We start from the raw sequence: 25,507 nt of genomic DNA, 5'->3' as shown, positions 1-25,507 counted from the left end.
ATATAAAAAATAATTCCTCCTATAGGGAGGAATGGTGGATATGATGAACATGAAAAGCCGCTGGCTGAAAAGAAGCTTCAGCTATCGGGGTGAGACTATATGTGTATCGGCTATTCATTATGCTCGCAAATATAGCAGAGTGCATTTTACAATTGCAAACCTAATTGAGGATTAAATGGAATTTTTTCCAAATCCCCCCGAAGGATGTAATAGATATAACCTTCTATTTCTGTATATCCGAGATCAAGCACGGCTTGCATATATTCCTGCATTTGTGATTGGTATTTCCGATTGGGCTTTCCGCTTTTGTAGTCAACCAATATGGCTTTCTTTTGTTTGATCATTACGCGATCTGGTCGAAAAACTTTCCCATTGGAAAGAATAATCTCGGCTTCATTTTTCACTTCATAGGCTCCCTCAAACCAGTGTTTGACTTTATCATTGCTGATGATTTGCTGCAATTCGGCTTTTGCTTTCTCAAATTCCTCTTCTTTTAGCATTCCTCTCAGTACCAGTTTCCGAACGGCTTTATCCAAATCGCCCTTTTCCTCTATAAATGCCAGACCTTCGTGAAGCAATTCTCCCCGATTGATGACTTCGTCTCGTTTTCGGATTTCTGTATTGAGAAATTGATTGCTGCTAAAGCGAATCCTAAGCATATCATTCCAATTGGGAATGCTTTCCTCATTTCGCTTCATCTCCAGGGATTTCCCTAAGGAAGATTCCTTGCTTCCTTCAATGCTGCGAATTTCCTCTCGTCCCATTAGTTGACCGTAACTAAAATGGAAATCTTCATCTTCTTTTAATCCATCCAGGGGATCTTCTTTTAAAATTCGATATAATAGTTTTGAAATACTCTTGAAGTCTGTCGGCATTTTGGGCTGTCCACTTCTTTTGTCAATGGAAGGAGCCTTACTCAGAAGATAGAGTCTGTATTTGGGACGAGTCAAGGAAACATAAAGCAAATTCAGATTATCCAAATAAGAACTTTGTTCCTCTTGTTGATACTCTTCCTTGAACCAACTGCTTTCCAATTGACCCGAAAGCTTCATGGGAAAGAATTCAAAACTTTGATAAGGAGCTTTTTGGGGGTTTACCCATAAATATCCCCGAGCTTTGGGAGGCATTTCCCATTCTGCATAAGGAAGGATAACAATGGGAAATTCCAGGCCTTTAGATTTATGAATGGTCATAATCTGGACCGCATCTCTACTAGCTGCACTCGCGATGGCCCGGCTATTTTTTTCAGTCTCCCACCATTCGAGGAAGGAACTTATCCCCGGATCATTTTCGGCTGCATAGCTCAAAGCTGCATCCTTGAAACCCTGGATATAAGCATTGGCATCCAATAAGGGAGAGAAAAGGTTACAAAGCCTTTCTATGCATTCGTATATGGATTTTCTTCTCAGTTCCTTTTTGTACTTCTCAAATTCAGGCAGGATTTCCTCATCTGATTTGAGGAATACGGCATGATGAGAAGCTTCTCCTTCTACTACCAGGTTGTAGTAATAGGAAAGCGCTGCAGAATTCACCTCATTAGATTCATAATTGAGGTATTGAAGCAGGGCATAGAGAAACTGAACTTTGGGATCACTGGCAATCAGGAGGGAGTCTGCTGAAACCACCTTGATGGGTTTAGCTTCTCTGGCACTTTCTCTTTGCAGATAAGTTGCCAGTCGGGTGCCGTGGATATTATTGCGCACCAAAAGGGTGATCTCATGAGGCTCAAAGCCTTCATTCCCCAGAGACCAAATCAGTTCCATGCATCGCCTTTCGGCCTGTTCTTCCCACTTTGGACCAGGATCATCTCTTCTTTTGGATAAGTCTTCCAGAAATTCCACGGAGACATAGCCTGGATATTTTTCTTTTTTGGGATGCTGAGTCACTCCTCCATAAGCTGCCAGCATCATTTGCCCAAAAGCCGGATCTTCCCGGTCTTTGGCCAGATAATCTGCCGCAGAAAGAAATAACCAGTTATTAAACTCCACGATCTCCCGAGCTGTCCGCCAGTTATTATCCAGATTCTCTGTAGTTACGTCCTGATTGACAATGGATTTAATATCTTTCTCCACTTTGTTCAGGAGCAAGTCCATATTGCCATTTCTCCATCTATATATCGATTGTTTTGCATCTCCCACCAGCATACTAAAGTTGTCATATGCCAGAGCTTCTGCCAGAAGAGGCATCATATTCCGCCATTGCATATTGGAGGTATCCTGAAATTCGTCCAGGAGAAAATGCTGAAATCGAGTCCCTACTTTTTCATAAATAAAGGGAGCATGGTAGGGATCTTTGATAACTTTTTGCAAAAGCAGGCCTGTATCTGAAATGATCAATTGGCCATTTTCTTTTCTGTAAGCTGTGAGTCTTTCTTTCAACTCTGTGAGGAGTCCAAAAGAATAGATACTCATAGAGGCCTGTAAGGCTGTATTATAGGTAGCATACTCATTTTCAAAGAGCATGATCATATTATCCAGTACATCAAGTAAACCTCCCTGGACACAAGCTCGTAATTGCTCCTGCTTATCTGATTTTTTGGGGATCCAGGCTTCTATATCCTCTCTGGCTGAGAGAGCTCGTTTCGTGGGTTCATATTTTTTACTGACGGAGAGCTTATTATCCTGAACTTTAAAAAAATGGTTGGCTACTCCAGATTTCCCATAGGAAAAATCTTCCACACTTAGCCCATGGGACTGCATAAGCTCTTGTCCCTGTCTGCCCAATTCTTCCATTCCCCCTTCAAACCTTTTTCTTATCGCACGAATTTTATTCGCCAGGTCCAGGGTCTTTTCTATGTAATTTTCCTCTTCGGGATCACTCTTTTCTCTTTCATTATCGAGGGCCTGGTATTTTTCCTTAAAAATCTCGCTACCAACTTCTCGAATATAACCTTCCAGGTTCCAGGTTTTTTCTTCTTCCAGGTTTCGATCTACAAAGCTTTCCAGAATTTTTCTAAGCTTTTCCTTCTTCCCTACATCCATGAGAATTCCATCCACCAGTTGATCCAGAACCAGGCTATTTTTGGTTTCTACATCATAGCCCAGAGGAATATTTAGTTCCCGGGCAAAGGCACGAAGGATGCGTTGAAAGAAACTTTCTATGGTACTCACGGAAAAGTTCGAGTAATCATTTAGGATGAGACTCAGTGCCTTACGTGCATTTTTCCGAATAGAAAAATTAGGAGCTAATTTTTGATCTGTAGTAGAGAAGTATTCCTGCAAGCCCAAAAACATGGGATTTTTCAGCAGGGCTTCATCGGATTGGGTAGAAAGATCAGAAAGAGAAGAAATAATTCTTCCTTTCATTTCATCTGTCGCCTTATTGGTAAAGGTGACAGCTAGGATACTGCGGTAGATTTCGGGTCTTGCCAGCACTATTTTCAGGTACTCCAGTACCAAGGTATGCGTTTTCCCTGAGCCGGCGGAGGATTTATAAAGACTTAACATGCATACTTCAGCTGGCCATTTTAGCTGTAAGCATGTCCTTCAGGAGCTCTTCCTGACGTTCGGTTTGATGGAGAAAATGCCGAATTACACTGCACTGGGCACTCATTGCAGGCTCTTCTAGTTCTGGTAATTTTGCCTGCATACCCTCAACAATGACTTTAGCTTCCCCCATGATTCGGTGGAGCTCTTTTACCTGTTTCAATAATTCCTGCGGCTGCATGTATTCTTTGGGTTAAGTAATAGGACTTATCTAACGTAAAGGTAAGTTATATGTTTTATTTTAACTAATACAGAACTGCCAACTATCACATTTTGGATAGAATCATTTCAAAATGAGGAATTCCTGCTTCTTCAAATTCTTCTCCTTTACTTGAAAAGCCCATACTTTTGAAGAATCCCTGATTAGTAGATTGAGCATGTACGAAGACTTCCAGACCTTTGGGGGCATCTGAAATCATTTTTTCGACCAGGGCTTTTCCTACTCCTGTTCTTCGAAACTCTTTGAGAACAGCAATCCGTTCGAGCCTGATTCGATCTCCAGTTTGAGTCACTCTCCAACGAGCAGCACCCGCAGGATCTCCATTTACCACAGCCAGGTAGTGATTGGATAAATGATCGAAACCATCATATTCGTCTTCCTGATCAACTTTTGATTCATCAACAAAGACTTTTGTTCGGATAATAAATACCGAATTGAACAACTCATCGGTATTTGCGTTAATTACCTCGATGGACTTGGCACCGCTTTTGGACATATTTTGAAAATTACTAACGAAGAGAGCCATTTGTAAGCTTCATCGGGGTGAAATTTAAGAATTAACAATCTTCTTTTCACAGATATTGTTATTATTGCAGCAAAATATAGAGAATCCGCAGAGTTGGTTATGAGCAAAAACTTATTGATAGTCGAATCACCGGCAAAAGCAAAAACCATTGAAAAGTATCTTGGCAAAGAGTTTACAGTCAAAGCCAGTTACGGACACGTAAGAGACTTGCCTAAGGGAGATGATGCCATTGACGTTGAAAATGGCTTCACCCCAAAGTACGAGGTAATCCCTGATAAGAAAACTGTTATCAAGGAATTAAAGGACCTTATCAAGAAACATGAAACGGTTTGGTTAGCAACGGATGAAGACCGGGAAGGAGAAGCGATTTCCTGGCACCTGGCTAACGCGCTAAAACTGGATCTTGATACAACCCATCGCATTGTATTCAATGAGATTACAAAGCCTGCTATTACAGCAGCTATAGAAAATCCCAGATCGATCAACCAGGATCTGGTAAATGCACAGCAAGCCCGTCGAATTCTCGATAGAATAGTTGGATTTCAACTTTCCCCTATTCTCTGGAGAAAGATCAAAACCGGACTTTCTGCAGGCCGTGTTCAATCGGTAGCAGTACGGATCATTGTTGAAAGGGAAAGAGAGATCATCGCTTTCAAACCTACAAGCACCTATAAGGTGAGTGCTGTATTTACCTTGAGTTCCGGAACCAAAATCAAAGGTGTTCTTGCTAAAAAACTAGCGACCTTTGATGATGCGAAAGCATTTCTGGAATCTTGCAAAGGTGCGAGCTATAGCATTAGCAATCTGGTTAAAAAGCCATCCAAGAGAAATCCCTCTGCTCCTTTTACTACTTCAACCCTCCAGCAGGAAGCAAGTAGAAAATTGAGCTTTTCTGTAGCTCAAACGATGAGAGTTGCCCAAACGCTCTACGAAGCGGGTCGCATCACCTATATGAGAACAGATGGGGTAAATCTTTCGGAGGTAGCCAAGGAGCAGGCAAAAGAAGTTATTCTCAAATCCTATGGAGAGGAATATAGCAAGCCTCGCCAGTTTAAGAATAAAAACAAAAAGGCACAGGAAGCTCACGAAGCTATTCGCCCAACAGATCTTTCCCTCACCGAAGTTTCAGATATGGAGCGCAATGAACAGCGTCTCTATGAATTGATCTGGAAAAGGACGCTTGCGTCTCAAATGTCTGAAGCGCAATTGGAAAAGACTACGGTTGATATCACAGTTTCAAGCAATGATGCCATTTTTGTTGCCACCGGAGAGGTCTTGAAGTTTGATGGCTTCCTAAAAGTTTACATGGAATCCACAGATGAGGATCAGGAAGATGAGGTAGAAGATGAAGACAGCAAGGTTCTTCCTCCCCTTTCTATTGGAGAAGAACTGGGTCTTTTTGAAATGGAAGCACTGGAAAGATATTCCAGACCTGCACCCAGATATACAGAGGCCAGCCTGGTTAAGAAATTGGAAGAGCTGGGAATCGGTAGACCTTCTACCTATGCTCCGACCATTTCAACTATTCAACGTAGGCAATACGCGAGCAAAGAGTCTCGTGAAGGAGTTCTTCGCGATCTCAATAAATTTATCCTGAAAGAGGGAGACTTAAGCGAAGAAGTAGTCCAGGAAAGGACTGGAGCTGACAAATCCAAACTCTTCCCTACAGATTTGGGAATTGTTGTGAACGACTTCCTGGTGAAGTTCTTCCCTGAAATTCTGGATTATAAATTTACCGCCAAAGTCGAGGAGCAATTTGACAATATTGCTGACGGAAAGCAGGAGTGGCAGAAAATGCTGGAGCTTTTCTATAAAGATTTTGCTCCCCTGGCACAGGATATTGCCAAGAATGCAGAAAGAGCAGGCGGAGAAAGAGAATTGGGAGTTGATCCCAAAAGCGGCAGGAAAGTAATCGCCAGACTCGGCAAATTTGGACCGATGATCCAGATTGGTAGTCAGGACGATGAAGAGAAGCCTCGTTATGCAAAGCTTCGCTCCAATCAGCGACTTGAAACCATCAGTATTGAAGAAGGCCTTGAACTTTTTAAACTCCCAAGAGTTTTGGGTGAGTTCGAAGAACAGCCTGTAAAGGCCAATATTGGTCGCTTTGGTCCATATGTACAGTTGGGTGGTTTATTTGCCTCTCTGGAAGAAGGAGACGACCCCTACACGGTCTTACTGGACAGAGCCATCGAACTTATTCTCAAGAAAAGAGAAGCAGAAGCCAAAAAAGTCATTAAGAAATTTAATGATGATGCGGCTATCCTGCAGGGAAGATGGGGCCCTTACATCAAGATCCATGGCAAAAATGTCAAGATTCCCAAGGATGTAGAAGCAGATAACCTTACCCTTGAGGATTGCGAACGTTTACTGGAAGAAAGTAAAAACAAGCCCAAAAAGAAGCGGGCGAGTAAAAAGAAATAAATAAAAAAGGCGCTGTACGAACAGCGCCTTTTTTTATAGCTTTCCGAATGTCTTTTTTCCTCTGATAAAATATTGCCAGATCACACTTTTGGGATGATAGCCAATCCTTTGCTGGATAGGCTTAAATTCTTTATAAATTTCTTTTCTGCGTTTTAACCAGAATGGAATTTTCTGGTAAAAATGAAAATGGGCTTTCAGTACAGAAAGGACTCCTTTCACATCTCCGCCGAGAATTGCCTTTATACTCCATATCCCATCCAGGCATAAACGTGCGAAAATTTTAGGTACAAGCTGAGAAGCGGGAAGGTTAAGCAACATAGCCGCCAAACTATTTCGGACGTTTAGGTAGGTTTTAAAAGGGCTACTTGGCGGCAAGGCACCTCCCCCGACATGGTAAACAATGGAAGCGGGCTCACAGCCGACTTTGTATCCAAAATTTTTCGCCCTCCAGCAAAAATCTATTTCCTCCATATGGGCAAAAAATTCTGCTTGAAAGAGGCCTGTTTTTCGCACATAATCAGTCCGTAGAATACAACAGGCTCCCGTGGCCCAAAACACCTCCTGAAAGCTATCGTGTTGGCCTTTATCTTCCTCAACTGTATCAAATATTCTTCCCCTGCAAAAGGGATAGGCAAAATAGTCCATATAGCCTCCACAGGCTCCCGCGTATTCAAATAAGCTCTTTTTATAATGAGCCAGAATCTTGGGCTGAAGGGAAATGAGTTCTTTATCAGATTCCATGCGTTGGACCAGGGGCTCGATCCAGCCTTTTGGTACTTCCACATCACTATTCAGGAGAATGACATAGGGCGCATCGACATGTTCGATCAGTTTATTGTAGCCCTCGGCGAAGCCATAATTTTTGTCCCAAATCAAACGCTTTACATTCGGATAGTTCTCCTTAAGAAATGGGATACTATCGTCCGTTGAAGCATTGTCAATCACAATGATCTCGTGATTGGGATAACTACTTTCCTGAACAAAGGGTAAAAATTTTTCTAACCAGGACTTGCCATTCCAGTTGAGGATGGCAATGCTGACTTTGGCTTGATTCATGATAATCCAAAACGACCCAGATCAAGACCCGGAATATTGGGGAGCATTCCTTTTGTAGCAGCCTCCATTTCTTCCCTACCCCGAGCTTCTGCTTTCTCCAGGGCTTTGTTTACGGCTGCAGTAATCAAGTCGGTCATGATCTCTGGATCCTCTTTATCAATCACATCCGGATCAATATGAATCTTCAGGACTTTACGGTTTGCATTTGCGGTAACGCGAACCATCCCTCCTCCGGCTTCAGACTCCACCGTAATATCATCCAATCTTTCCTTCACTTCTTTCAGGCGACTTTGCATATCCTGAAATTTCCCCATCATATCCGACAAATTAAACATGGTCTTTTTCTTTTATTTTTTTCGAATTTAGAACATAAATAGCCCTATGACAAACGATTATGAAATTCTTTTAGGGCTCTTTCTGACAAGCTATCCGAATTACGGAATTTATGTTTCCACCGTTTATGGGTCCACAACCAATATGGAGGATCTTTCTGAATTTTTTCTTCAAGAAGCCGGGCAATCTCGTCAGTCAATCTTTGTACAGCATTTTCATCTTGCTCGTATTTTTCCCTATCCAGCTTTTTAAAAGTTATTTGATATTTACCCCGGCCCAGCTTTTCTGTATGAACAAAAATCAATTGTGCCTGACTTGCAAAGCATAATCTCGCTGTACTGGTAGAAAAAGGAGTCAGCTGATTGAGGAAAGGAGTGAAATATTTGGCTTGTCTTCGAGAAGGGCTTTGATCAATTAGCAATCCAAGGATTTCCCCCTTGTTTAGGAGACGAAAGATGGAAAAACTACTGGCCGAAATCGGAATCAAATTCCACCCCCACCTTTGTCTATGAAGCCGAACCAGTTTATCAAATACCCGGTTTTTGAATTTCTTATACAGGCCATTCAGTCGAGTTTCACCCACAAATTTTTCTTTAAACAGAATTCCCACTCTGCAAAAACTCCATTCATAGTTTGCATAATGAGAGGAAATAAAGATCAAGCCTTCTTCCTTTTTTAAGACTTCCTCCAGCACTTCTTCATTCAGAATTTTTACTCGCTTTTTTAAGGAAGGATATGAAATGGAAATTGCCTTTAAGCATTCGACAAATAAATCACAGAAATGTCGGTAGAATTCTTTTGCATAAGCCATAATCTCCGCTTTATCACTCTCTGGAAAAGAATTCAAGAGATTATTTAGCAAAACCCTTTTTCTGTAGGGGAAGAAATTAAAGGAAATAAAGAAGATGAAATCACTCACTCGATAAAGGACAAAGAGTGGTAGTAGACTTAGCAAATAAATAGGAATGCTAAGCAGTGCGGACAGTATTCTGGCATAAAGGCTCATTGAATCATGCTAAACACACGTTCAATATAAAGTACACGAAAAGGAGCAAAGAATCAATTCCGAATCCCTGTCGCATTCTGAATATTCAGCAGACTTCTCCACTGAGCATTGCTTTTTTCTCCGTATTTAGAAGAGTGCAAGAGGAAATATTCTCCGCTTGTTAAATCACTTTCATAAAAAACGAAAATGACATTGGTTTGAACCCCTAGACGATCGTATTTCCAAATCTCATGAGGGAGAAGATTTCTCTCGTCGGTTCTCACTTCTATATCGCTGGGAATTCCATACTTAAGGGTGATACGTCCGCGATCCGTTTCCCATCCCTCTCTGCTTTTCGAAGGATATTTGCTATTGACATATTTAAGGGTCAGTAAATGTTTTTCCCATAAGGCCAATACACTTTGATCTGCTTTCCGCCTCTTCTCAAAAAAGCTATAGAGGTAATTCTTTTTCTGCTCATAGTCATTGAGCACTTTGATGAAGTTTTTTTCCTGACTATTGGCAGTATGTACAAGGGTACTTAGGAAGTAATCCAGTTCTTCTTCATCATATTCGTTAAAGATATCCGTCTCTCTACTAAAAGCTCCCAATTCAAGGTCAATCCGGGAATTATGGACAAAAAACTTCTTTCGGTATCGCTGGATGGGAATTTTATCGTCTTCATTTTCAAGTACCTCAACCTGCAGATAGTAATAACCCGTCTTCAGACTGCGGATATTCAATTGGTTGAGGAAAGCATTGGAGGATCCCTTTCGCGTTTGACCGGGTATACTAAAGGGAAAGGGGGTTCTGGATTGAATCTCCGCTCGATAGCCCATCAGATATTGGTCATCACGCATCAATCGGCATCTGATAAAAAATTTATTATTGCCTACCAGGGTATTCATATTGTAAAGCTGCTGAAAGAATACCAGGGAATCCGGATTCACAAAAATGTCATTATTGATGAGTGGGATTCCTCCCCGATCACTTCCCGAACCTCTTCCACTGGTTCGGGCCGATATCCACTTTATATCACTAAATGAAAATCCCAGGGAAGGATATTCAGGTACTTCAAAACTATAGGTGGACATTTGATAGGAGCGTTTACTGGAATTTTTATCTTCCGCAAAACCCCTCAAAACATATTCTCCGGGCTTGAGTCTCTTTGGCAGGGTAAGATAAAGAGAGTTCGCGAGCGTACTTTGAGAGGTATCTTCCGGCCACCTTCCATCCGGCCAATCCATATTCACATTATCTCCGCCTACAGGTATAGAATCTCTTCCATTTACCTTTTGCAAGAAATAGGACAAATCAACATTAGCATGAAAATTCCCATCTGGCCCCTTTTTGTTGACAATTGAATTGCCATCAATGGAAAAGTAGAGTTCCACCAGGTTTCCTGCACGGGTAATCTCTCGAAATCGACAGATGTCCATATAGAAATTGATCTTGCCGGAATTCTGGGCAAAGAATTGACTGGGAAGAGCAAGAAATAGGAGCAGGATGTATTTGGGCATGTAGCGAATCCTCTGATCTTTCATTTTGTGCAAAGGCTAATTTACAGCAAATCTGAATAATTATAGCTTATTTTGCCCTTGCTTTATTTGCCAGGCATCTAACATAGCTACGAATTTCAAATCGAATGATTGTTCTACCTGCTGCATATTTTCCTCCCATTCCCTGGTTTGGGGCTGTTTTAGGGAAAAAAGAGGTCTTAATTGAAATCTGGCAGCACTATAGAAAGCAGCAATATACAAGCCGGATGTTTATCCGTTCAGCAAATCGAGTACTTCCCTTAAGCATTCCGGTAGCCAGACGAGGAAGGAAAATGTCTATCAAAGACAAAAAAATCTCCTATCAGGAAGACTGGCAAAAGCAACACTGGATAAGTTTGCTGAGTGCATACCGAAATTCTCCATACTTCCTGTATTACGAAGATGAGCTTCAGGCTATTTATCAATCAAAGCCGGTTTATCTTTTGGAATTTCAGCAAACTTGTCTGGATTTCCTCCTACAGAAACTCAACTTAAGTATAGCTTACAGTTACACGAATGAGTATCAGGAAGAGAATTATTATGGGGAAAAGGATTTAAGAAGGGATTTTGGCAGTCAGCCTTCAGATAGTCCGGATTGGTATAATGCAAAAAGCTACCCTCAGGTTTTTGAGGGCTTTGAGCCAGGCTTATCAGCCCTGGATTTGCTATTCAATGAAGGCCCGGAAAGCCAAAGAATCATTAAGGAGGGAATGATCAGTCTTCAATAACGTCCATGACCAATCCTATAACCTCTGAGATAGCAGCATGTCTTATAAAATAATAAGAGTGCTTACCCTGCCTTTTTGAAGCAAGTATCCCACGGTCTTTCAAAATGCTCAAATGCTGGGAAGCAACTGCTTGCTCCAGATCAAGCGCCATATAGATTTGAGTAACATTCATCCTGCGACCGTCTTTTAACAGATCAATCATAGCCAGACGAATGGGGTGAGCAATGGCTTTGAGGCTACTGGCCGTCTTCTCAAGTATTGCTTTATTAAATTGTGTACCAATTGTTGTCATGAGTTCGCAATTAGAACGACCATTTGTTAAACATTTTCCATTCTACCAAGGCAATGGAATACTCCTAGTACTCGATATTGCATTTTTTCTCAACAAAAAACAAATATTGTTTAACATAGAAAAAGCTCCATATGTCCTCCTAAAAGGCACTTTTTGAGAAAAAAGTGGCCCATTCTCTTGCTATGAGGGAATTGTATTCGATCGGATAAAAAGGCAGAGGTTTTGAAAAAAGATTGCCCTGATTGAAAAATGGGAAAATGGTCGAGATTTTTCCTTAAAAAGGAAGATTTTTGAAACATTCATTACTTAAACGCATTATATAAGAATAGGCAAATTATTGTGTAATTTTGGCTAAGCTGAATCACATATGCAGGAAATAAAAATAGACACTATAAGAGAAGCCATTGAAGATTTCAGAAATGGCAAAATGGTCATTGTGGTTGATGATCAGAATCGGGAGAATGAAGGCGACTTTGTTATTTCGGCTCGATTTGCAACCCCTCAGGTGATCAATTTCATGGCAACCCATGGCAGAGGTTTGATCTGTGTTCCCCTGGAGGAAAAGAGATGCGAAGACCTTGGCCTGGATATGATGGTTGGTAAAAATACAGACCCGCATCAGACGGCCTTTACAGTCTCTGTAGACTATTTAAAAAATGGGGGAACTACAGGCATCTCAGCTGCAGATAGATCCCGAACCGTTCAGGCCCTTTTAAATCCCGAAAGCAAGAAAGAAGATTTTGCCAAACCCGGCCATATCTTTCCATTGAAAGCTAAAGATGGTGGAGTTTTGAGAAGAGCAGGTCATACGGAAGCGGGTGTTGACCTTTCTCGCATATGTGGATTTGAGCCTGCCGCAGTAATAGTTGAGATCATGAATGAAGATGGGAGTATGGCTCGCTTACCGGAGTTGAGAGTTATTGCGGATAAATTTGACCTTAAATTGATTACCATTGAAGATCTGATCACGTATAGATTGGAAACAGAATCTCTAATAAAGCGTGAGATTGATGTGAAGATGCCCACAGAGTTCGGGGACTTTGAAATGGTCGCTTTTAAACAATTAGATACAGGCGAGATTCATCTGGCAATGGTAAAAGGTGAATGGGAAGAGCACGAACCCGTTTTGACCCGTGTACATTCATCCTGTGTCACCGGAGATATTTTTGGTTCCTGTCGCTGTGATTGCGGCCCTCAGCTTGCAAAAGCTCTGGAAATGGTAGACAGAGAAGGAAAAGGCGTAGTTCTCTATATGCAACAGGAAGGAAGAGGGATTGGACTTGTAAATAAATTGAAAGCCTATAAACTTCAGGAAATGGGCAGGGATACCGTTGAAGCCAATCTTGAGCTGGGATTCAAAAGTGATCAAAGAGATTATGGAGTGGGAGCCCAGATTCTTCGTAATCTAGGGGTACGCAAACTCAAGCTCATGACTAATAATCCAACCAAAAGAGCTGGTTTGATGGGCTATGGATTAGAGATTGTAGACAACGTCCCTATTGAGATTAGTCCAAATAAGCATAATGAAGCCTATTTGTGGACGAAAAAGCTTAAAATGGGGCATGATATCCTGAATCAGGAAGGATAGTTTTCAAGAAAATTTCAAGCATTCGCATTTTATATTTCATAAATGCGAATATTATTTGACCAATGCCGATTCATATCGGCTTGTTGGCACTACCTTTGTGCCCTTCACCGAAAAAAATTGGGGACCGAATCAACCTTTTGTACATTTCCTTGTCTTTTTAAACGATCCTGAATTCCCCTCGAAATAAACGTAATGGTGAAGCATCCGTAATTTAATTTTGATCCGGTCGTAATTTTGTCTAGAATCTTAAGCTTGATAAATTACACCCTTTTGCTACTAATCCGTTAATTCCACACTCAAAAACGTTTCTTAGAACATGAGATTACCACATGCCGTATGCATTTTTATTCTGCTGATTTCAGTAGGTCTGGCAGAGGCACAACTCTCTCCTTTTTACCCTTTTCAACCGCTCTATGATGATGCAGTTGAACTCTTTGACAAAGGGAAATATGGAGCAGCCCAGAAAAAAGTAGAAGCCTTCCTGAATGCTGAGGAAGACATTCGTAATGCAAGCTATAATGACCTCCACGCCAATGCAAAATACATGCAGGCACTCGGCGCATATCATCTCGAAAGAGAAGATGCAGAGGTCTTAATGACCAATTACCTACGCACCTATGGCGCAAACACCAAATCCAGTGTGATGCGCTATTACCTCGGAAAATTCTACTACGAAAGAAGAAATTACGGGGCATCAATCTCGCCTCTAATTGAGGCCTACCAAAGTGGTAGCCTCGATCAAGAAAGATTTGATGAGGTAGTATTTATGTTGGGATACAGCTATTTCATGGATGGAAGAAATAGAGATGCAACTCGCTTCTTTCAAATGGCTGCAAGAAAACCCGGCAAATACCAGGAAGATGCCAACTACTATGCTTCGGTAATCTTGTACAAAGAAAGAAACTGGGAAGAAGCAGTTATCGCTTTTGACGAACTCAAATCTTCAAAAAAATATGCACAGGAAACCCGCGTATATCTGGCAAATTCTCTGCTAAAATTAAAGAGATACGACGAACTCTTTGTTTTGGCTGATGAGCTCATCCGGGGAAGGATTTCCAATAAGGACGTACAGGTCCTCTATGTAGTAGCAAATGCCTCTTTTGAAAGAAAAGACTACCGAAGGACCTCAGAATATTTCGGACGCTATACAAAAAGTAGAGGTCGGATGAATAAAACTGACTATTTCCGTTTTGGATATAGTGAGTACAAACAAAGTTTATTTACAGAGGCTGTTCCACATTTTGAAAGAGCCCTCGGCTCCAAGGATTCGCTGGAGCAAGTCGCTTCTTATTATCTCGGATTCTGTTTTCTGAAAAAGAATCCCAAAGATGAGGCTAGCGCCAAATTTGCCTTCCAAAGAGCTTCTCAGGAAACCTCTTATGCCAATCCGGAAATTGTAGAAGATGCTTTGTTCCAATCGGCAAAAGTGAGTTTTGCAACAGAAGACTATCAGGAAGCCTTGCAATCCCTGACTCGACTGACGCAGGATTTTCCCCGATCAGAAAATACCAATGAGGCTCGAGCCATGATAGGTGAAGCCTATTTATATACCCGGGATTACCCTCGATCTATTCAATATTTTGAGAACTATCCCCCCAGAACAGACAGAGCCCAAAAGGCCTATCAAACGGTAACTTACTTTTATGGGCTTGAGCTATATGAAAGACCGGATTTCCCAAAAGCGGGGAGGTATTTTAGCAAAGCTATAAGCAATAATGTCGATCCCGATATGAGCCTGAGTGCTAAATATTGGCTGGCTGAAACTCAGTTCCGCCAGGGAGATTTCTCCGGAGCTCGCAATACCTTTAGAGATTTTCTGAGAACCAGAAATGTAAACAGGAATGAGTTTTATGCAGAGGCCTATTATGGGGTAGCCTGGACCTGGTTCAAAGAGAAAAATTATAGAAACGCTCTCCAGGGATTTAAAGATTATATCAGCAATGCGGGACGTAATGGAAAGAAAGACCAGGTAGTTGATGCCTTCCTTCGTTCAGGTGACTGCCTTTTTCTTTTGAAACAATACAGAGAGTCCAATACCTATTACAATCGCGTAGTAGACTTTAAATACAAAGGGGCGGATTATGCGATGTACCAAATGGGAGAATCCTTTTACCGCCAAAACAATTATCAGGGTTCCGTGGGACAATTTGACAGATTGATCAGGAGTTTCCGCAAGTCCAGTTATAGAGATGATGCCTTGGACAGAATCTCTGAAATCTATGGAACCTGGCTGGAAGACAATAACAAAGCCGCCTATTATTCCAAGAAACTGGTTGATGAATATCCAAAAAGTCCTTTGGCAGCTCCAGCCTATAACAGATTGGCACTGGCTTCTTACAATTCTGGAGATGAAAAAGCGGCAATCCGCTATTTCAAAAGAGTCGTAACCGACTATCCGCAGGATCAGGACAATGCCCAGGTCGCTTTGGACAACCTTTCTGCCCTCCTTTCTGAAAGGGAATTCGACCGTATACTCAGAGATTACAGAAATAGCAATCCGGATGTAAGTGAAAACCTCGCTGGCCTGGTATTCAATACAGGTCAGGACCGATTCTTTGCCCAGAATTATCGTTCTGCCATTGAACAGTTTTCTACCTACATAAAGGATTATAAAAATGGTCCTAATTATTATGAATCATTCTTATTTAGAGCAAGATGTTATCGGGAACTAGGAGAATTCAACAAAGCACTCAATGATTATCAGCGAGTCTACGAAACTCCTTCCAAGAATGATTTCACTATCCTGGCGCTACAGGAAGCCGGAGAGATTCGCTTCAATCAGAGAGATTACCAAAGCAGTTTGGCCCTTTACCAGGAATTGGAAACCGTTGCAGATGAAGTTCAGAATCGGGTAACTGCTCAATTTGGTATTGCCAAGAATTATAGTGCCATGGAAGATTACGGTCTTGCCATCAATATTTTTCGCAGCATTGCCCAAAATCAGGAAGCATCCGCCTATTCACGCACCAAAGCTTTGGTAGGCATAGGGAATAGCCAGTATCTCGATGGGCAAATGAATGCAGCTCTGGATACTTTCACTGATATAGAAGGAGAATTTAAAAATGCCTTTGGTGCAGAGTCTCAGTTCATGATTACCAAAATTATGCTGGATCAGGGTGAGGCATTTTATAGGAGAGCCGAATCTCTGGATCGCCAGGGCAATTCTGATGCAGAACGATTCTTTCAGGATGCAGATGACAAGTTTACCCAGGTAACAGAGTCTGCCATCTATATGAAAAATAACTATCCGAGCTTTAATGAATGGAAAGCCAGAACCTTTTTGGTTGCGGCTGACGCTTATATGGCTCTTGGAAATACCTTCCAGGCAAAAGGAACCCTGGAAAGCTTGATCGCAGAGGATAGATTCCCCGATATACAAAAAGCAGCCCAGGATCGATTGGATAAGATTGAGGCTGAAGAGAATGCCCTTGATTCAGGGGGTGTTGAAGACCTCGGTGGCAACAACAATAATAATTAATCCTCTACCCAAGCCTTAATCTATCAAAACCAGAATTATGAATTTTCGAATTCTTAGCATATTCATCCTATTCAGCTGCATAGGACTCAACCAAATGATCGCTCAACCTGATCCTCTGGCCGGTAAGGATACCCTTACCCTGGAAAACGAAAGGGTTGAAGATGTAAAAGACAGCAATAAGCCTTTTGTAGCGCCTCCTTATCAGGAGATCAAAAAAGGCCAGTCAGGTCCTCAAAATTATTTTTCCAGGGATTTCTATATCCAGACGGATTTTGAGCCTGCACCTCCTCAGATCAAACCACTCCCCAGAACACGCAAGGAACAATTGCTCAACAATTACCTGAAACTGGGATTGGGAAGATTTGTAACCCCTTATGCCAAACTCTACCTCAATAATGGACGAGATCAAAATGTCGACTATGGCTTTGATTTCACCCATATTTCAGCACACAAAGATGCCCAAATACCGCTGCGGAAATTCAGGCGGAATGAGGCAAATGCAAAACTGAAGTACATTTCGGATGCCGCTACCGTAAATGGAGGAGTCCATATTTACAATACCTCCTATTTCAATTATGCTGATACGGCTGATTTTGCAACAGAGGAATTAAGAGAGGATGCCTTAAGAAATGGATTTACACGAGTAAAGATTGGAGGAAATGTGGTGAGTAATTATGACCCCAGAGCGGTCTATGATTATGATATTGGAACAAATCTAAAATTCTTTAACGGAAATAATGGGAATCGGGATCTGATTCTGAATTTATCTCCCAATGCCGGATATTTTCTGGGAGAAAAAGCCAAAATAGGTATAGAAACCAATATTGAATTCATGACCGGAAAGACGGAGGACCTCAATCAGGCCCGAATCTTTTTGGATGCCCTCCCCTACTTCTCCTTACAAGGCGATCAACTCCAACTACGCATTGGTCCTCAATTGAACTTTTTCAACAATAATGCTGACACAAGTTCGGTAGGTTTTGCGGGTATCGTAGCAGAGGTCAGCTATGAGATTGTACCAGATGGATTTGCCATCCAGGCAGGTTATCTGAGTGGTATGACCAACAACACCTACTATGATATGATCTACCAAAATCCTTATATGCAAAGGTTGATCAACCTAAGGCCCAGCATAGAAAGATTGAATGTTTATGGTGGAATCAAGGGGAATATCGCCCGGGAAATTGATTTTTCTGGTCGAATTTATTACAAAAGAATTACCGACCAACCCATATATGTAAACACAGCACAAGGCTCAACTTTTGATGTGGTTTATGATTCTTTGGTAACCGTATTCGGTTTCCATGCTGAAGTAAATTATGACCTGGAAGAAGACTTCAAAGCAGGTGCAGCAGTAACCGTAAACAACTATACGACAAACACTTTGCCCAAATATTATAATGCCGCTCCTTTAAGGCTGGATGTATTTGCGAAGTACCTTTATCAGGATCAATTGAGTGTCACCGCTAATCTGACAACCTATGGTTCTCGACCTATGGCACTGTCAGATACTGGAGAAATATTACGTGATGGATTGTTTGTTGATATAAGTTTTGGTGCGGATTATAGAATAAATGAAAATTTCTCAGTATTTTTAAACTTGTATAATTTACTCAATAGTAATTACCAACGTTGGCATAATTATCCTGAGAGACAATTAGACTTTAGAGGGGGTATCACCCTGTCATTATAAAAAGATGAAAAAATCGAATAACATAAGAAGAGAAAGCTTTCAATTTTCCGAGACATTCGATTTTTCAAAAAAAACTGAGATCCTGATAATATTATCGGGATCTCTTCGTTCTTTCTAGATAATTTCCTTTGCTCTTATGAATATTAATATCGACATATATCTCAGAGGCGCCTTTCAGGAATTGTCTGCATTTTCAATCCCTGATATAGGAACTTTTCGCAAGATAAATCGAGGCTCCTGGATTGATGAATCTGGTCTTCATTTGCATCCTCCTGGAACAGATATTGAGTTTAGCACGGAAATTGATCCCACTATATTATTATCAACTTATTTTACTGATAAGATTAAATTAGAGGAGGAAGTCGCGGAGCAAATCAGTACACAGATCAGGCAAGTTATCCTGCATGAGCTACGGCAGAAGGGAAAGTTTGAAATCGCGGAAATTGGCTTGTTAAAGAAAGGCGATAATCATATATTAACATTTGAACACTACGAAAATAAATCAAATAATTTATCTGAAGATTACTTTGGCCTGAGTCCAATCAACATTAAAGAACCCACTACTGAAATCGCGACTTATCGCAAAAACACAGACATGAAGAAACCAGACCGTCCTGAGTCCAAAAAAATTCTCAGTTTAACTGGACTAAAGTCTATCTTGCTCGTTGCTCTTCTTACTGCACTTTGTGCCTTCATTATTAGTGAAAGTCCTATAACTGTTCACCGTTCCAGCCTAAGCCAGGGTGTGAAAGTTCGGTTCAATGCTCCTGAAAGCGTTGAAGATCGACTTGCCGCTCGTCGTCCGGCTGAAAAAAGATCAGATACAGAAGAAGAGTTATTAATTACAGAAGCGGAGCAGATTCCTGCTCAAGAAGTTGAAGATGCCGGTTCAACTCAAACTGAACCAGCAACATCTACAAGCCGTGAAATTCCTGAGAAGAAATCAAGCCCTCAGGAAGAAGAAGTTGTTCCTGCAATTGAAGATTTGCTTGCAGAAGGACCCGCAACTGATAATCCATCCCTCGGAAGAAGCCGTGGTCAGGATGACATCCCTGCGGACGCCAATGCAAGGCTTAGCAGAAGCGCTGATGAAGATACTGAAGCCACCCAATACCATTTGATTGTTGGGAGTTTTAAATCTCTTAATTCAGCCAACAAAGCCGTGTCAAAATGGAAAACCCAAGGCTATGATGCCATTGTATTATTTCCAGCTGCAGGTTCATCTTTGACGCATAGAGTATCTGTTTATAAAAGCTTTACTCGCTCGGATGTAGAGAGTTTTGCCAACAAGTTGAAGGCAAAAGGAAAAAAATCCACCTGGATTTTTGAGGATAAAAAACAGAATTAAAAAAATAGCGTATATTTACAATGTCATGCACCGAAACATGACATTGAGCATAGGCTCCCTCCGAAAGTACATGATAGATATTGACAATCTATTAAATAACATTTATTACCATGAATGTACCGTTAAGCATGTTCGTAGGGAAGCAAATTTACCGCATTTTTATTGTTAGCTGTCTCCTGGCTTTTTTGCCAGTGAGTGGCCTATTTGCCCAGAATGGGAGTTCTTATTACCTGGTTGTGGGTAGTTTCAACAGCTATGAGTCCGCACTATCTGGCAAAGTTAAGATAGAAGCGAAATATAATCGCCCGGCAGAGCTCCTTCTCCCTGATTCCCGCGACAGATCTTCCAGATATCGCGTATCTGTTTATCGCTCCAACAATCGCTCTGAAGTAAGTCAGGTATCCACTTCTTTTAAGCGAAAAGGAATGGATGGAGGCTGGATTCTTTCTATGGCCAGACCGACAGTACCCTCTGCAGTTATGAGAGGATCAGGCGCCACGCAAAGGCTAAGTGAAAACTCTGCTGCCTATAGAAATGGGCTCCCAACTTATTATGTCATAACAGGAAGCTTCCAAACCTATGAGCAGGCTGATAGAGCCCGCTTGAAAAAGATTGAAGATGGATTTGATGCTGAAATACTTTTCCCCGAAAAAGAAGGAGGAAGTTATAAGGTATCTGTTCTACCCTCCAGCACCAAGAAGATGGCACAAACCTATAGTGCCCTTCTCAAGCGTAGGGGAACTTCCAATTGGATATTCACTTCAGAAAATGGAGCTTTTGCAGGAGCAAGTCCTGCTATGGTAAGCCGTTCCAATGATGCTGCCAAGGTCATCAGTGCTTCTTCACCTGAGATCAAAGATCTGGGCCAGGCCATTCCTGTAGGAAACTATTACATCATTGGAGGAAGTTTCAATAATTTTGAACAAGCCGGTGATTTCAAAGAAAGCATGGCCCGTAAAGGCATCAATGCTGAAATCCTCTGGCCAAAGAAAGATGGAGGAAACTATCGGGTATCTGTATTCCGCGCTACGAGCAGAGCAGCTGCCTCAGAGAGAAATAAACAACTTAAACAAAACGGTGTCCTGAAAAACGGCTGGATTCTGGCTCAATAGCCAAGGGCCGACTCCCAATTTTAACGGGGCATTCGTTTTTGGTAAAAGGAAAATCCTGCGAGTTTAGACTGCAGGATTTTCCTTGTTTTTTTAGTCCAATTTCTTACATCTTACCTTTTATCCATAATTATTTCTTCACCAATTATTCAATCTTTTCCACTTTTCGGAATAGTCAAATAATTTAATTCGATCCTTTGCCCCTACTGTTAATCAAGCTTTTATGACCATATGCGCATTCCCCCTAATCGCAAAGCTTCTATATATTCACTTTTTTACTTGACAATTCCTTACTGCATTTTCTGACTCATGTTTCTATAAAATTTGTCTGATGTTAGAAATTTCAACTTTCCTTTGTAACTCAGCTCAGAGGAATTCGTTTTATTTGTTTTATACTAAATCATTAAGGCATGTACTATATCAGAAAATTTGCAGAAAGCTGGGCGGTGCATAATAACTATACCGGTAAAAGTCGCCTGCTCAATGAATCTGAGGTACAACAAATTCTGGTTGAGTTTCCCAACCTAAGAGACAATACCAGAAGTAAGTCCCTCACCTACTTTCGGAACAAGATCAATTCCATAGAAGATCTTCCCTAGGGAAGAAATTTTAGGAATAACAACAAGCATTCTAAAAAAAACCAGCCTCATCTTTAGGGATGAGGCTGGTCTATTTTATACTAAATGCAAAGGGAGTTTAATGGCGAACAACTATTTTATGTGTTCCAAGTTTGAGTCCCATTTCAATCCGGACAAAATAAATCCCCTCTGCTAATTCTTGGGTATTAATCATCATTTCCTGGCTTTGTACAGGAATTTTATCTGAGATAACTTCCTGTCCAGATATATCGATTATCCGAAGTTCTTTATCCCACCTATCTATATCCGGAAATGTCAGATAAAATATTGTCCCCATCCGGGTCACTTAGCTGATTAGCCTGGAAATAAATTTGCGGGGAATTGGGCAAGGTTAGTCTTACTTGAAAAAGTTGTTATAATAAATACAATAAAATATTGAAATATAGCTTAAAGCATCAATACCCGAGAGACTATATTTGTGATTATTTATCCGCAAAAACAAAGCCCTACATTTCTAAATTGTTTTGAGCACCAGACTCCTTTATTTAAAAAGTGGATTGTTTACCTCTAAATATAGTTTAAACTCTCGAAACGACAGTGGTAAATAGTCCGGGGCTTTTCTCTGGATTGAGTAAATTGGCTATAGTTTCTTTTGGCGAATTCTGATAGCATTAGGGCCCATTAACTCTTTCGATATTGCTTGACATAAAGATGAAATATTCCAATGCTGTTCAGTCTTATAAAGATTTTGCAAGCATTGAAATTACCTTAATAATTCTGGAAATTAAGATCGGAAAATCCTCAAATCCGTGAAATATTCATTATTTTGGCTTATATTTAGCACCACAACATTACAAGCAGAATATAAATGAAAATCCAAATTAAACGTCCGGTAGCCTTGCATGAAGCCGGTGGAAAATCTCTCAATGAGGATTTCATCTGGCCCACTAAGGATAAGGCATCTGTAGAAGAGGAGTTGTTCATTGTATGCGACGGAGAAGGAGGACCCAATGCAGGAGAAAATGCCTCTAAGCTTATTGGCCTTTCTTTCGCTAAATTCTATGCAAGTACACCTCCGGTTGAAAACACACAAAAAGCCTATCTGGAAGCAGCTCTCATGAAAGCTGAAGCTGCATTGACAGCTTATAAGGAGGATCACGAAGATAAAAAGCAAATGAAGGCTACCCTTTCCCTCTTACATTTTGGGAAAAGTGAAGTATGTCTTGCCTGGGTAGGTGATTCACAAGCTTATTATTATAGTCATGGAAAGTCCGAATTGATTGGGTCCAATAATTCAGGGCCTGGGGCAGAAGATGATGAGTTTATTGAAGGCTCACATAAACCTGCTACGATCAATTGTGTGAACATCTCCTATGATGATATCTCAGAAAAAGATTATTTCTTTTTGGGTTCCAAAGGGATCGCCGAACAAGTAGGTAGCACTACCCTTTCGGCTATGTTCAGCGCCAAAAATAAGCCTGAGCCTGAGTTTATCGCTGGGGAAATAAATAGCCTGAGCGAAGGATTTACCAAAGACAATTATTCCTGCTACCTCATTCAGGTGGATAATGTCGTGGGAAATATGGTAGTAACAGAAGCTGGAGAGGCCTTACATGCGGTAGATGCCAAGACTGAACCAGTAAAAGAAATGGCTGCTGCTACTATGACAGCTTCAGAAAATATATATGAAGAAAAAGGCAATGGCAATTTCTGGACGAATGTAGTGATAGGTGTGCTTGCAGTAGCATTTGTATGGGTTCTTGTAGCTCTTTGGGTTGGAAACCGAGAGAATAAGTACGAGAAATATATGGCCAATGCCGAGCAGCTCATTAGCCAGAAAAATTACCATAATGCTCTCGATCAAATTGATTCAGCCTTGAACCACATCGATCGGGAAATTGCCAGTAATAGTATGACCCGATCTGAGGCTGCAAGTATGATCGCAGAAGCCAATAAGCGAAAAACAGAGATCAGAACCCTGATTGCCAGAAATTCTGGCGTAGAGCGAAGATTTGATCTGGCATCTCTGGAAAGCACGCCGGAAGAATACCTTGAGTGGGCCCATGAAGCCATGCGATTGAAAAACTATCAATTGGCGCTGGACAATTATGAAAAAGCGAAGATCAAAAGAGGGGAAGCTGCTGAACCAGCTATCCCTCAGGATAGCCTGGCACTCGCATATTTGATGTTGGGAAATGAGCTTTTCGATGCAGATGATAGAGATTGCAATAAAGTACTGGCTTATTTCAATAAGGCATTTACCTATACAGACAGCAAAATTCTGGATCAGGGAAACAGCATTTATACCCAATCTCTCCGAAGATCTGGAAGCTGTAACCTTGCCTTAGGAAGAACCGCAGGAGATCCTAATCAAATTGCCCAGAATTCCAGAGGCCTTGATTTGAATCCGGATGCCAATAAGAAGACTGCTGAACCTAAGAAAGAGGTAAAAAAGACCCCTCCCAAAACACAGACTCAACCTAAAAATCAAGGGACCAGTAGATCTGGCGAGGATAATTCAAGCAAGCGCTTGGCACCTACATCGGGAATCAACTCCACCAATTTAAGTCCGGAAGATGAAAGCCGTATGCGTAAGGCCCTTTCAGACGGAAAGCGTTTTTACAGCCAGGCCAAATCTCAGGATTCTGATTACTTATATCGCCAAAGTGCTATACAACTTGAGCAAGCAGCTACGGTATTGGATGGCTCCGGGGCTTACCTTCTCGCTTATGTATATCATATGGGACTTGGAGTAGATGTGGACAATACCAAAGCTTTGAAGTTTGCACAAAAAGCTGCCTTAAAGAATTGGCCTGCAGGACATTACCTCTATGCTCACCTACTTCTCCTGAGAAATAATCCAAGAGATACAATTACTGCAAGGCAGAGCCTCAATCGCGCTGCTGAACTCAATTATCTGGATGCTTTCAAGCGTTTGGAAGAATTGCAGTAAAGAGAAAATAGAATTAAAAAAAGCCCTCAAGCATTTTGAGGGCTTTTTTTATGTTTAACAACAAAATCTTTGTCATGCCAAGCTCCGTCGAGGGACCTTAATTAGGAGTCCAATAACTTCTTCAAAATGATAATTGCCGAGGCCTGGGGCAAGTATTGTAGACTCTTCCACTGTAGTCAGGCTGACAGTTGTGGTTTATGTCCCCCTACAAATCTTTCTTCTTTCGCTTCAATCCTACGATCACACGCTTGGAATGGATTTGCTCCAGGGTCTTATTCAGGTTGAATAAAGTGGTATCCAATTGCCTGCTTAACTCTTCATCCGTCAATATTCTGCCAACAATAGAATTTTCATTATTGAGTTTACCCATTAGATCATTGACCTGATTCAGGCTATGTTGCACCCCCTCCATCAGTTCGGGCAAATCATTCAAGCTTTGCTCGATTTTGGGTAAACTTTCATCTTCTATCCTTTGCGTCATTTCACTTGCCTGGCTTAGCAGTTCATTTCCCTGCTCAACTCCCGTTTTCAAGCCTTCCATTAAGGTATCTATATCTCGAAAATCCAGCTGAGCATTCATATCTGCCAGGGTCCGATTCAGCCTGCTAAGAGCCAATTCTGTTTGACTGAAGGCATTGTCTATCCTTTCGCTACTAACTCCTTCTAAACGCTCTTCAAAGCCTGTGAGCAGGCGATCAACTTTCAGCAGGACATCTCTCATTCTTTCAGCATCCACCCCTTCCATCAATTTACCAAAACGGGAGAAACTCGAACTAAAATCCATGGATATACGTCCGGGAATAGTTGCCCCATCTGTGAGAACCTGACCTTCTTTACCCGTTTGAATGGCGATTTGCTTTCCCCCCATGATCTCCTTAATCTGAATTTCACCCACAGCATCCTCAAAGAGTTTGATTTGAGAATCCAGGGAAATTTGTACTTCGACCTTATCAGATTTGGGAAGAATGTTCAATACCCTGCCCGAAGTATATCCTCGGATCAGTACAGGATCGCCTTCCAGCAATCCATTGACATTATCAACATGTAGAAAATAGCTCTTTTCTTCCGGAGCGAATAATTGGGTTCTGTTCAGCCAGGTCAATGCCAGATAAAACATCGCCAGGGCTGAAATCAGGGTCAAACCAATTTTAACTTCTCTTTTCATGCTGCCAA

General features: G+C 41.3%; 19 protein-coding genes. 9 read left to right on the top strand and 10 right to left on the bottom strand.

Going from position 1 to position 25,507, the window contains the following annotated elements; genetic code table 11:
- Nucleotides 1-146 precede the first annotated feature (146 nt).
- From R8P61_09865 to R8P61_09855, 3 genes are all read right to left on the bottom strand, one after another.
- Nucleotides 147-3,446 carry a UvrD-helicase domain-containing protein gene (locus tag R8P61_09865; protein ID MDW3647360.1) on the bottom strand — a complete coding sequence of 1,100 codons (3,300 nt, stop codon included), beginning with the start codon at nucleotides 3,444-3,446 and terminating at the stop codon, nucleotides 147-149.
- Between the two features lie 7 nt (nucleotides 3,447-3,453).
- Nucleotides 3,454-3,666 carry a hypothetical protein gene (locus R8P61_09860; protein ID MDW3647359.1) on the bottom strand — a complete coding sequence of 71 codons (213 nt, stop codon included), beginning with the start codon at nucleotides 3,664-3,666 and terminating at the stop codon, nucleotides 3,454-3,456.
- An 85-nt stretch (nucleotides 3,667-3,751) separates the two neighbouring features.
- Entirely contained in the window at nucleotides 3,752-4,201 is a 450-nt protein-coding gene (locus R8P61_09855; protein ID MDW3647358.1) for a GNAT family N-acetyltransferase, read from the bottom strand.
- A gap of 129 nt (nucleotides 4,202-4,330) precedes the next feature.
- On the opposite strand from R8P61_09855, the gene topA reads away from it, so the two are divergent.
- Nucleotides 4,331-6,655, top strand: coding sequence for a type I DNA topoisomerase (topA, locus tag R8P61_09850; GenBank protein ID MDW3647357.1), 2,325 nt, complete (start codon nucleotides 4,331-4,333; stop codon nucleotides 6,653-6,655).
- Nucleotides 6,656-6,688: 33 nt separating this feature from the next.
- Here the strand turns inward: topA and R8P61_09845 are convergent, their stop codons facing one another.
- The 4 genes from R8P61_09845 to R8P61_09830 all read right to left on the bottom strand — a co-directional run bounded on the left by R8P61_09845 (nucleotide 6,689) and on the right by R8P61_09830 (nucleotide 10,573).
- A complete protein-coding gene (locus R8P61_09845) occupies nucleotides 6,689-7,711 on the bottom strand; it encodes a glycosyltransferase family 2 protein (GenBank protein MDW3647356.1) in 1,023 nt (340 codons plus the stop codon).
- Nucleotides 7,708-8,046, bottom strand: coding sequence for a YbaB/EbfC family nucleoid-associated protein (locus tag R8P61_09840; protein ID MDW3647355.1), 339 nt, complete (start codon nucleotides 8,044-8,046; stop codon nucleotides 7,708-7,710). The genes R8P61_09845 and R8P61_09840 overlap by 4 nt, the downstream gene beginning before the upstream one ends.
- Before the next feature lie 44 nt (nucleotides 8,047-8,090).
- Nucleotides 8,091-8,999, bottom strand: a complete 909-nt coding sequence (locus R8P61_09835; GenBank protein ID MDW3647354.1) for a lysophospholipid acyltransferase family protein — start codon at nucleotides 8,997-8,999, stop codon at nucleotides 8,091-8,093.
- Between the two features lie 104 nt (nucleotides 9,000-9,103).
- Entirely contained in the window at nucleotides 9,104-10,573 is a 1,470-nt protein-coding gene (locus tag R8P61_09830) for a GWxTD domain-containing protein (protein MDW3647353.1), read from the bottom strand.
- Between the two features lie 101 nt (nucleotides 10,574-10,674).
- On the opposite strand from R8P61_09830, the gene R8P61_09825 reads away from it, so the two are divergent.
- The gene (locus R8P61_09825; GenBank protein ID MDW3647352.1) at nucleotides 10,675-11,295 is read left to right on the top strand and encodes a WbqC family protein; all 621 of its coding nucleotides are present in this window, start codon (nucleotides 10,675-10,677) and stop codon (nucleotides 11,293-11,295) included.
- Here R8P61_09825 and R8P61_09820 read toward each other — a convergent pair.
- Entirely contained in the window at nucleotides 11,282-11,587 is a 306-nt protein-coding gene (locus R8P61_09820; GenBank protein ID MDW3647351.1) for a metalloregulator ArsR/SmtB family transcription factor, read from the bottom strand. The genes R8P61_09825 and R8P61_09820 overlap by 14 nt on opposite strands.
- Before the next feature lie 367 nt (nucleotides 11,588-11,954).
- On the opposite strand from R8P61_09820, the gene R8P61_09815 reads away from it, so the two are divergent.
- From R8P61_09815 to R8P61_09790, 6 genes are all read left to right on the top strand, one after another.
- On the top strand, nucleotides 11,955-13,175 hold the full coding sequence (locus R8P61_09815) for a bifunctional 3,4-dihydroxy-2-butanone-4-phosphate synthase/GTP cyclohydrolase II (protein ID MDW3647350.1): 1,221 nt from the start codon (nucleotides 11,955-11,957) through the stop codon (nucleotides 13,173-13,175).
- Nucleotides 13,176-13,491: 316 nt separating this feature from the next.
- Nucleotides 13,492-16,653, top strand: a complete 3,162-nt coding sequence (locus R8P61_09810; GenBank protein ID MDW3647349.1) for a tetratricopeptide repeat protein — start codon at nucleotides 13,492-13,494, stop codon at nucleotides 16,651-16,653.
- Nucleotides 16,654-16,690: 37 nt separating this feature from the next.
- Nucleotides 16,691-18,346: a hypothetical protein gene (locus tag R8P61_09805; protein ID MDW3647348.1), complete on the top strand. Its 1,656-nt coding sequence runs from the start codon at nucleotides 16,691-16,693 to the stop codon at nucleotides 18,344-18,346.
- Nucleotides 18,347-18,482: 136 nt separating this feature from the next.
- On the top strand, nucleotides 18,483-19,694 hold the full coding sequence (locus tag R8P61_09800; GenBank protein ID MDW3647347.1) for an SPOR domain-containing protein: 1,212 nt from the start codon (nucleotides 18,483-18,485) through the stop codon (nucleotides 19,692-19,694).
- A 110-nt stretch (nucleotides 19,695-19,804) separates the two neighbouring features.
- Nucleotides 19,805-20,806, top strand: coding sequence for an SPOR domain-containing protein (locus tag R8P61_09795; GenBank protein MDW3647346.1), 1,002 nt, complete (start codon nucleotides 19,805-19,807; stop codon nucleotides 20,804-20,806).
- A gap of 407 nt (nucleotides 20,807-21,213) precedes the next feature.
- Entirely contained in the window at nucleotides 21,214-21,402 is a 189-nt protein-coding gene (locus R8P61_09790) for a hypothetical protein (GenBank protein ID MDW3647345.1), read from the top strand.
- A gap of 97 nt (nucleotides 21,403-21,499) precedes the next feature.
- On the opposite strand, the gene R8P61_09785 is transcribed toward R8P61_09790, so the two are convergent.
- Entirely contained in the window at nucleotides 21,500-21,718 is a 219-nt protein-coding gene (locus tag R8P61_09785) for a T9SS type A sorting domain-containing protein (protein ID MDW3647344.1), read from the bottom strand.
- 531 nt (nucleotides 21,719-22,249) lie between these two features.
- Here R8P61_09785 and R8P61_09780 point away from each other — a divergent pair.
- On the top strand, nucleotides 22,250-24,334 hold the full coding sequence (locus R8P61_09780) for a protein phosphatase 2C domain-containing protein (GenBank protein MDW3647343.1): 2,085 nt from the start codon (nucleotides 22,250-22,252) through the stop codon (nucleotides 24,332-24,334).
- 205 nt (nucleotides 24,335-24,539) lie between these two features.
- Here the strand turns inward: R8P61_09780 and R8P61_09775 are convergent, their stop codons facing one another.
- Nucleotides 24,540-25,499, bottom strand: coding sequence for an MlaD family protein (locus R8P61_09775; protein MDW3647342.1), 960 nt, complete (start codon nucleotides 25,497-25,499; stop codon nucleotides 24,540-24,542).
- Nucleotides 25,500-25,507: the final 8 nt, after the last annotated feature.

The organism is Bacteroidia bacterium, assembly GCA_033391075.1.
Classification (GTDB): domain Bacteria; phylum Bacteroidota; class Bacteroidia; order J057; family J057; genus JAWPMV01.
Note: the sequence above shows the minus strand (reverse complement) of the source record. Positions and strands in the feature narration are given on the sequence as shown.

Bases quoted from the DNA above. Each gene is read 5' to 3' on its own strand.
- R8P61_09860 (MDW3647359.1), bottom strand. From the start codon at position 3,666: ATGCAGCCGCAGGAATTATTGAAACAGGTAAAAGAGCTCCACCGAATC.
- R8P61_09795 (MDW3647346.1), top strand. From the start codon at position 19,805: ATGAATGTACCGTTAAGCATGTTCGTAGGGAAGCAAATTTACCGCATT.
- R8P61_09790 (MDW3647345.1), top strand. From the start codon at position 21,214: ATGTACTATATCAGAAAATTTGCAGAAAGCTGGGCGGTGCATAATAAC.
- R8P61_09840 (MDW3647355.1), bottom strand. From the start codon at position 8,046: ATGTTTAATTTGTCGGATATGATGGGGAAATTTCAGGATATGCAAAGT.
- R8P61_09805 (MDW3647348.1), top strand. From the start codon at position 16,691: ATGAATTTTCGAATTCTTAGCATATTCATCCTATTCAGCTGCATAGGA.
- R8P61_09825 (MDW3647352.1), top strand. From the start codon at position 10,675: ATGATTGTTCTACCTGCTGCATATTTTCCTCCCATTCCCTGGTTTGGG.
- R8P61_09785 (MDW3647344.1), bottom strand. From the start codon at position 21,718: ATGGGGACAATATTTTATCTGACATTTCCGGATATAGATAGGTGGGAT.
- R8P61_09775 (MDW3647342.1), bottom strand. From the start codon at position 25,499: ATGAAAAGAGAAGTTAAAATTGGTTTGACCCTGATTTCAGCCCTGGCG.
- R8P61_09830 (MDW3647353.1), bottom strand. From the start codon at position 10,573: ATGAAAGATCAGAGGATTCGCTACATGCCCAAATACATCCTGCTCCTA.
- R8P61_09810 (MDW3647349.1), top strand. From the start codon at position 13,492: ATGAGATTACCACATGCCGTATGCATTTTTATTCTGCTGATTTCAGTA.
- R8P61_09855 (MDW3647358.1), bottom strand. From the start codon at position 4,201: ATGTCCAAAAGCGGTGCCAAGTCCATCGAGGTAATTAACGCAAATACC.
- R8P61_09865 (MDW3647360.1), bottom strand. From the start codon at position 3,446: ATGTTAAGTCTTTATAAATCCTCCGCCGGCTCAGGGAAAACGCATACC.
- R8P61_09780 (MDW3647343.1), top strand. From the start codon at position 22,250: ATGAAAATCCAAATTAAACGTCCGGTAGCCTTGCATGAAGCCGGTGGA.
- R8P61_09845 (MDW3647356.1), bottom strand. From the start codon at position 7,711: ATGAATCAAGCCAAAGTCAGCATTGCCATCCTCAACTGGAATGGCAAG.
- R8P61_09800 (MDW3647347.1), top strand. From the start codon at position 18,483: ATGAATATTAATATCGACATATATCTCAGAGGCGCCTTTCAGGAATTG.
- R8P61_09820 (MDW3647351.1), bottom strand. From the start codon at position 11,587: ATGACAACAATTGGTACACAATTTAATAAAGCAATACTTGAGAAGACG.
- topA (MDW3647357.1), top strand. From the start codon at position 4,331: ATGAGCAAAAACTTATTGATAGTCGAATCACCGGCAAAAGCAAAAACC.
- R8P61_09815 (MDW3647350.1), top strand. From the start codon at position 11,955: ATGCAGGAAATAAAAATAGACACTATAAGAGAAGCCATTGAAGATTTC.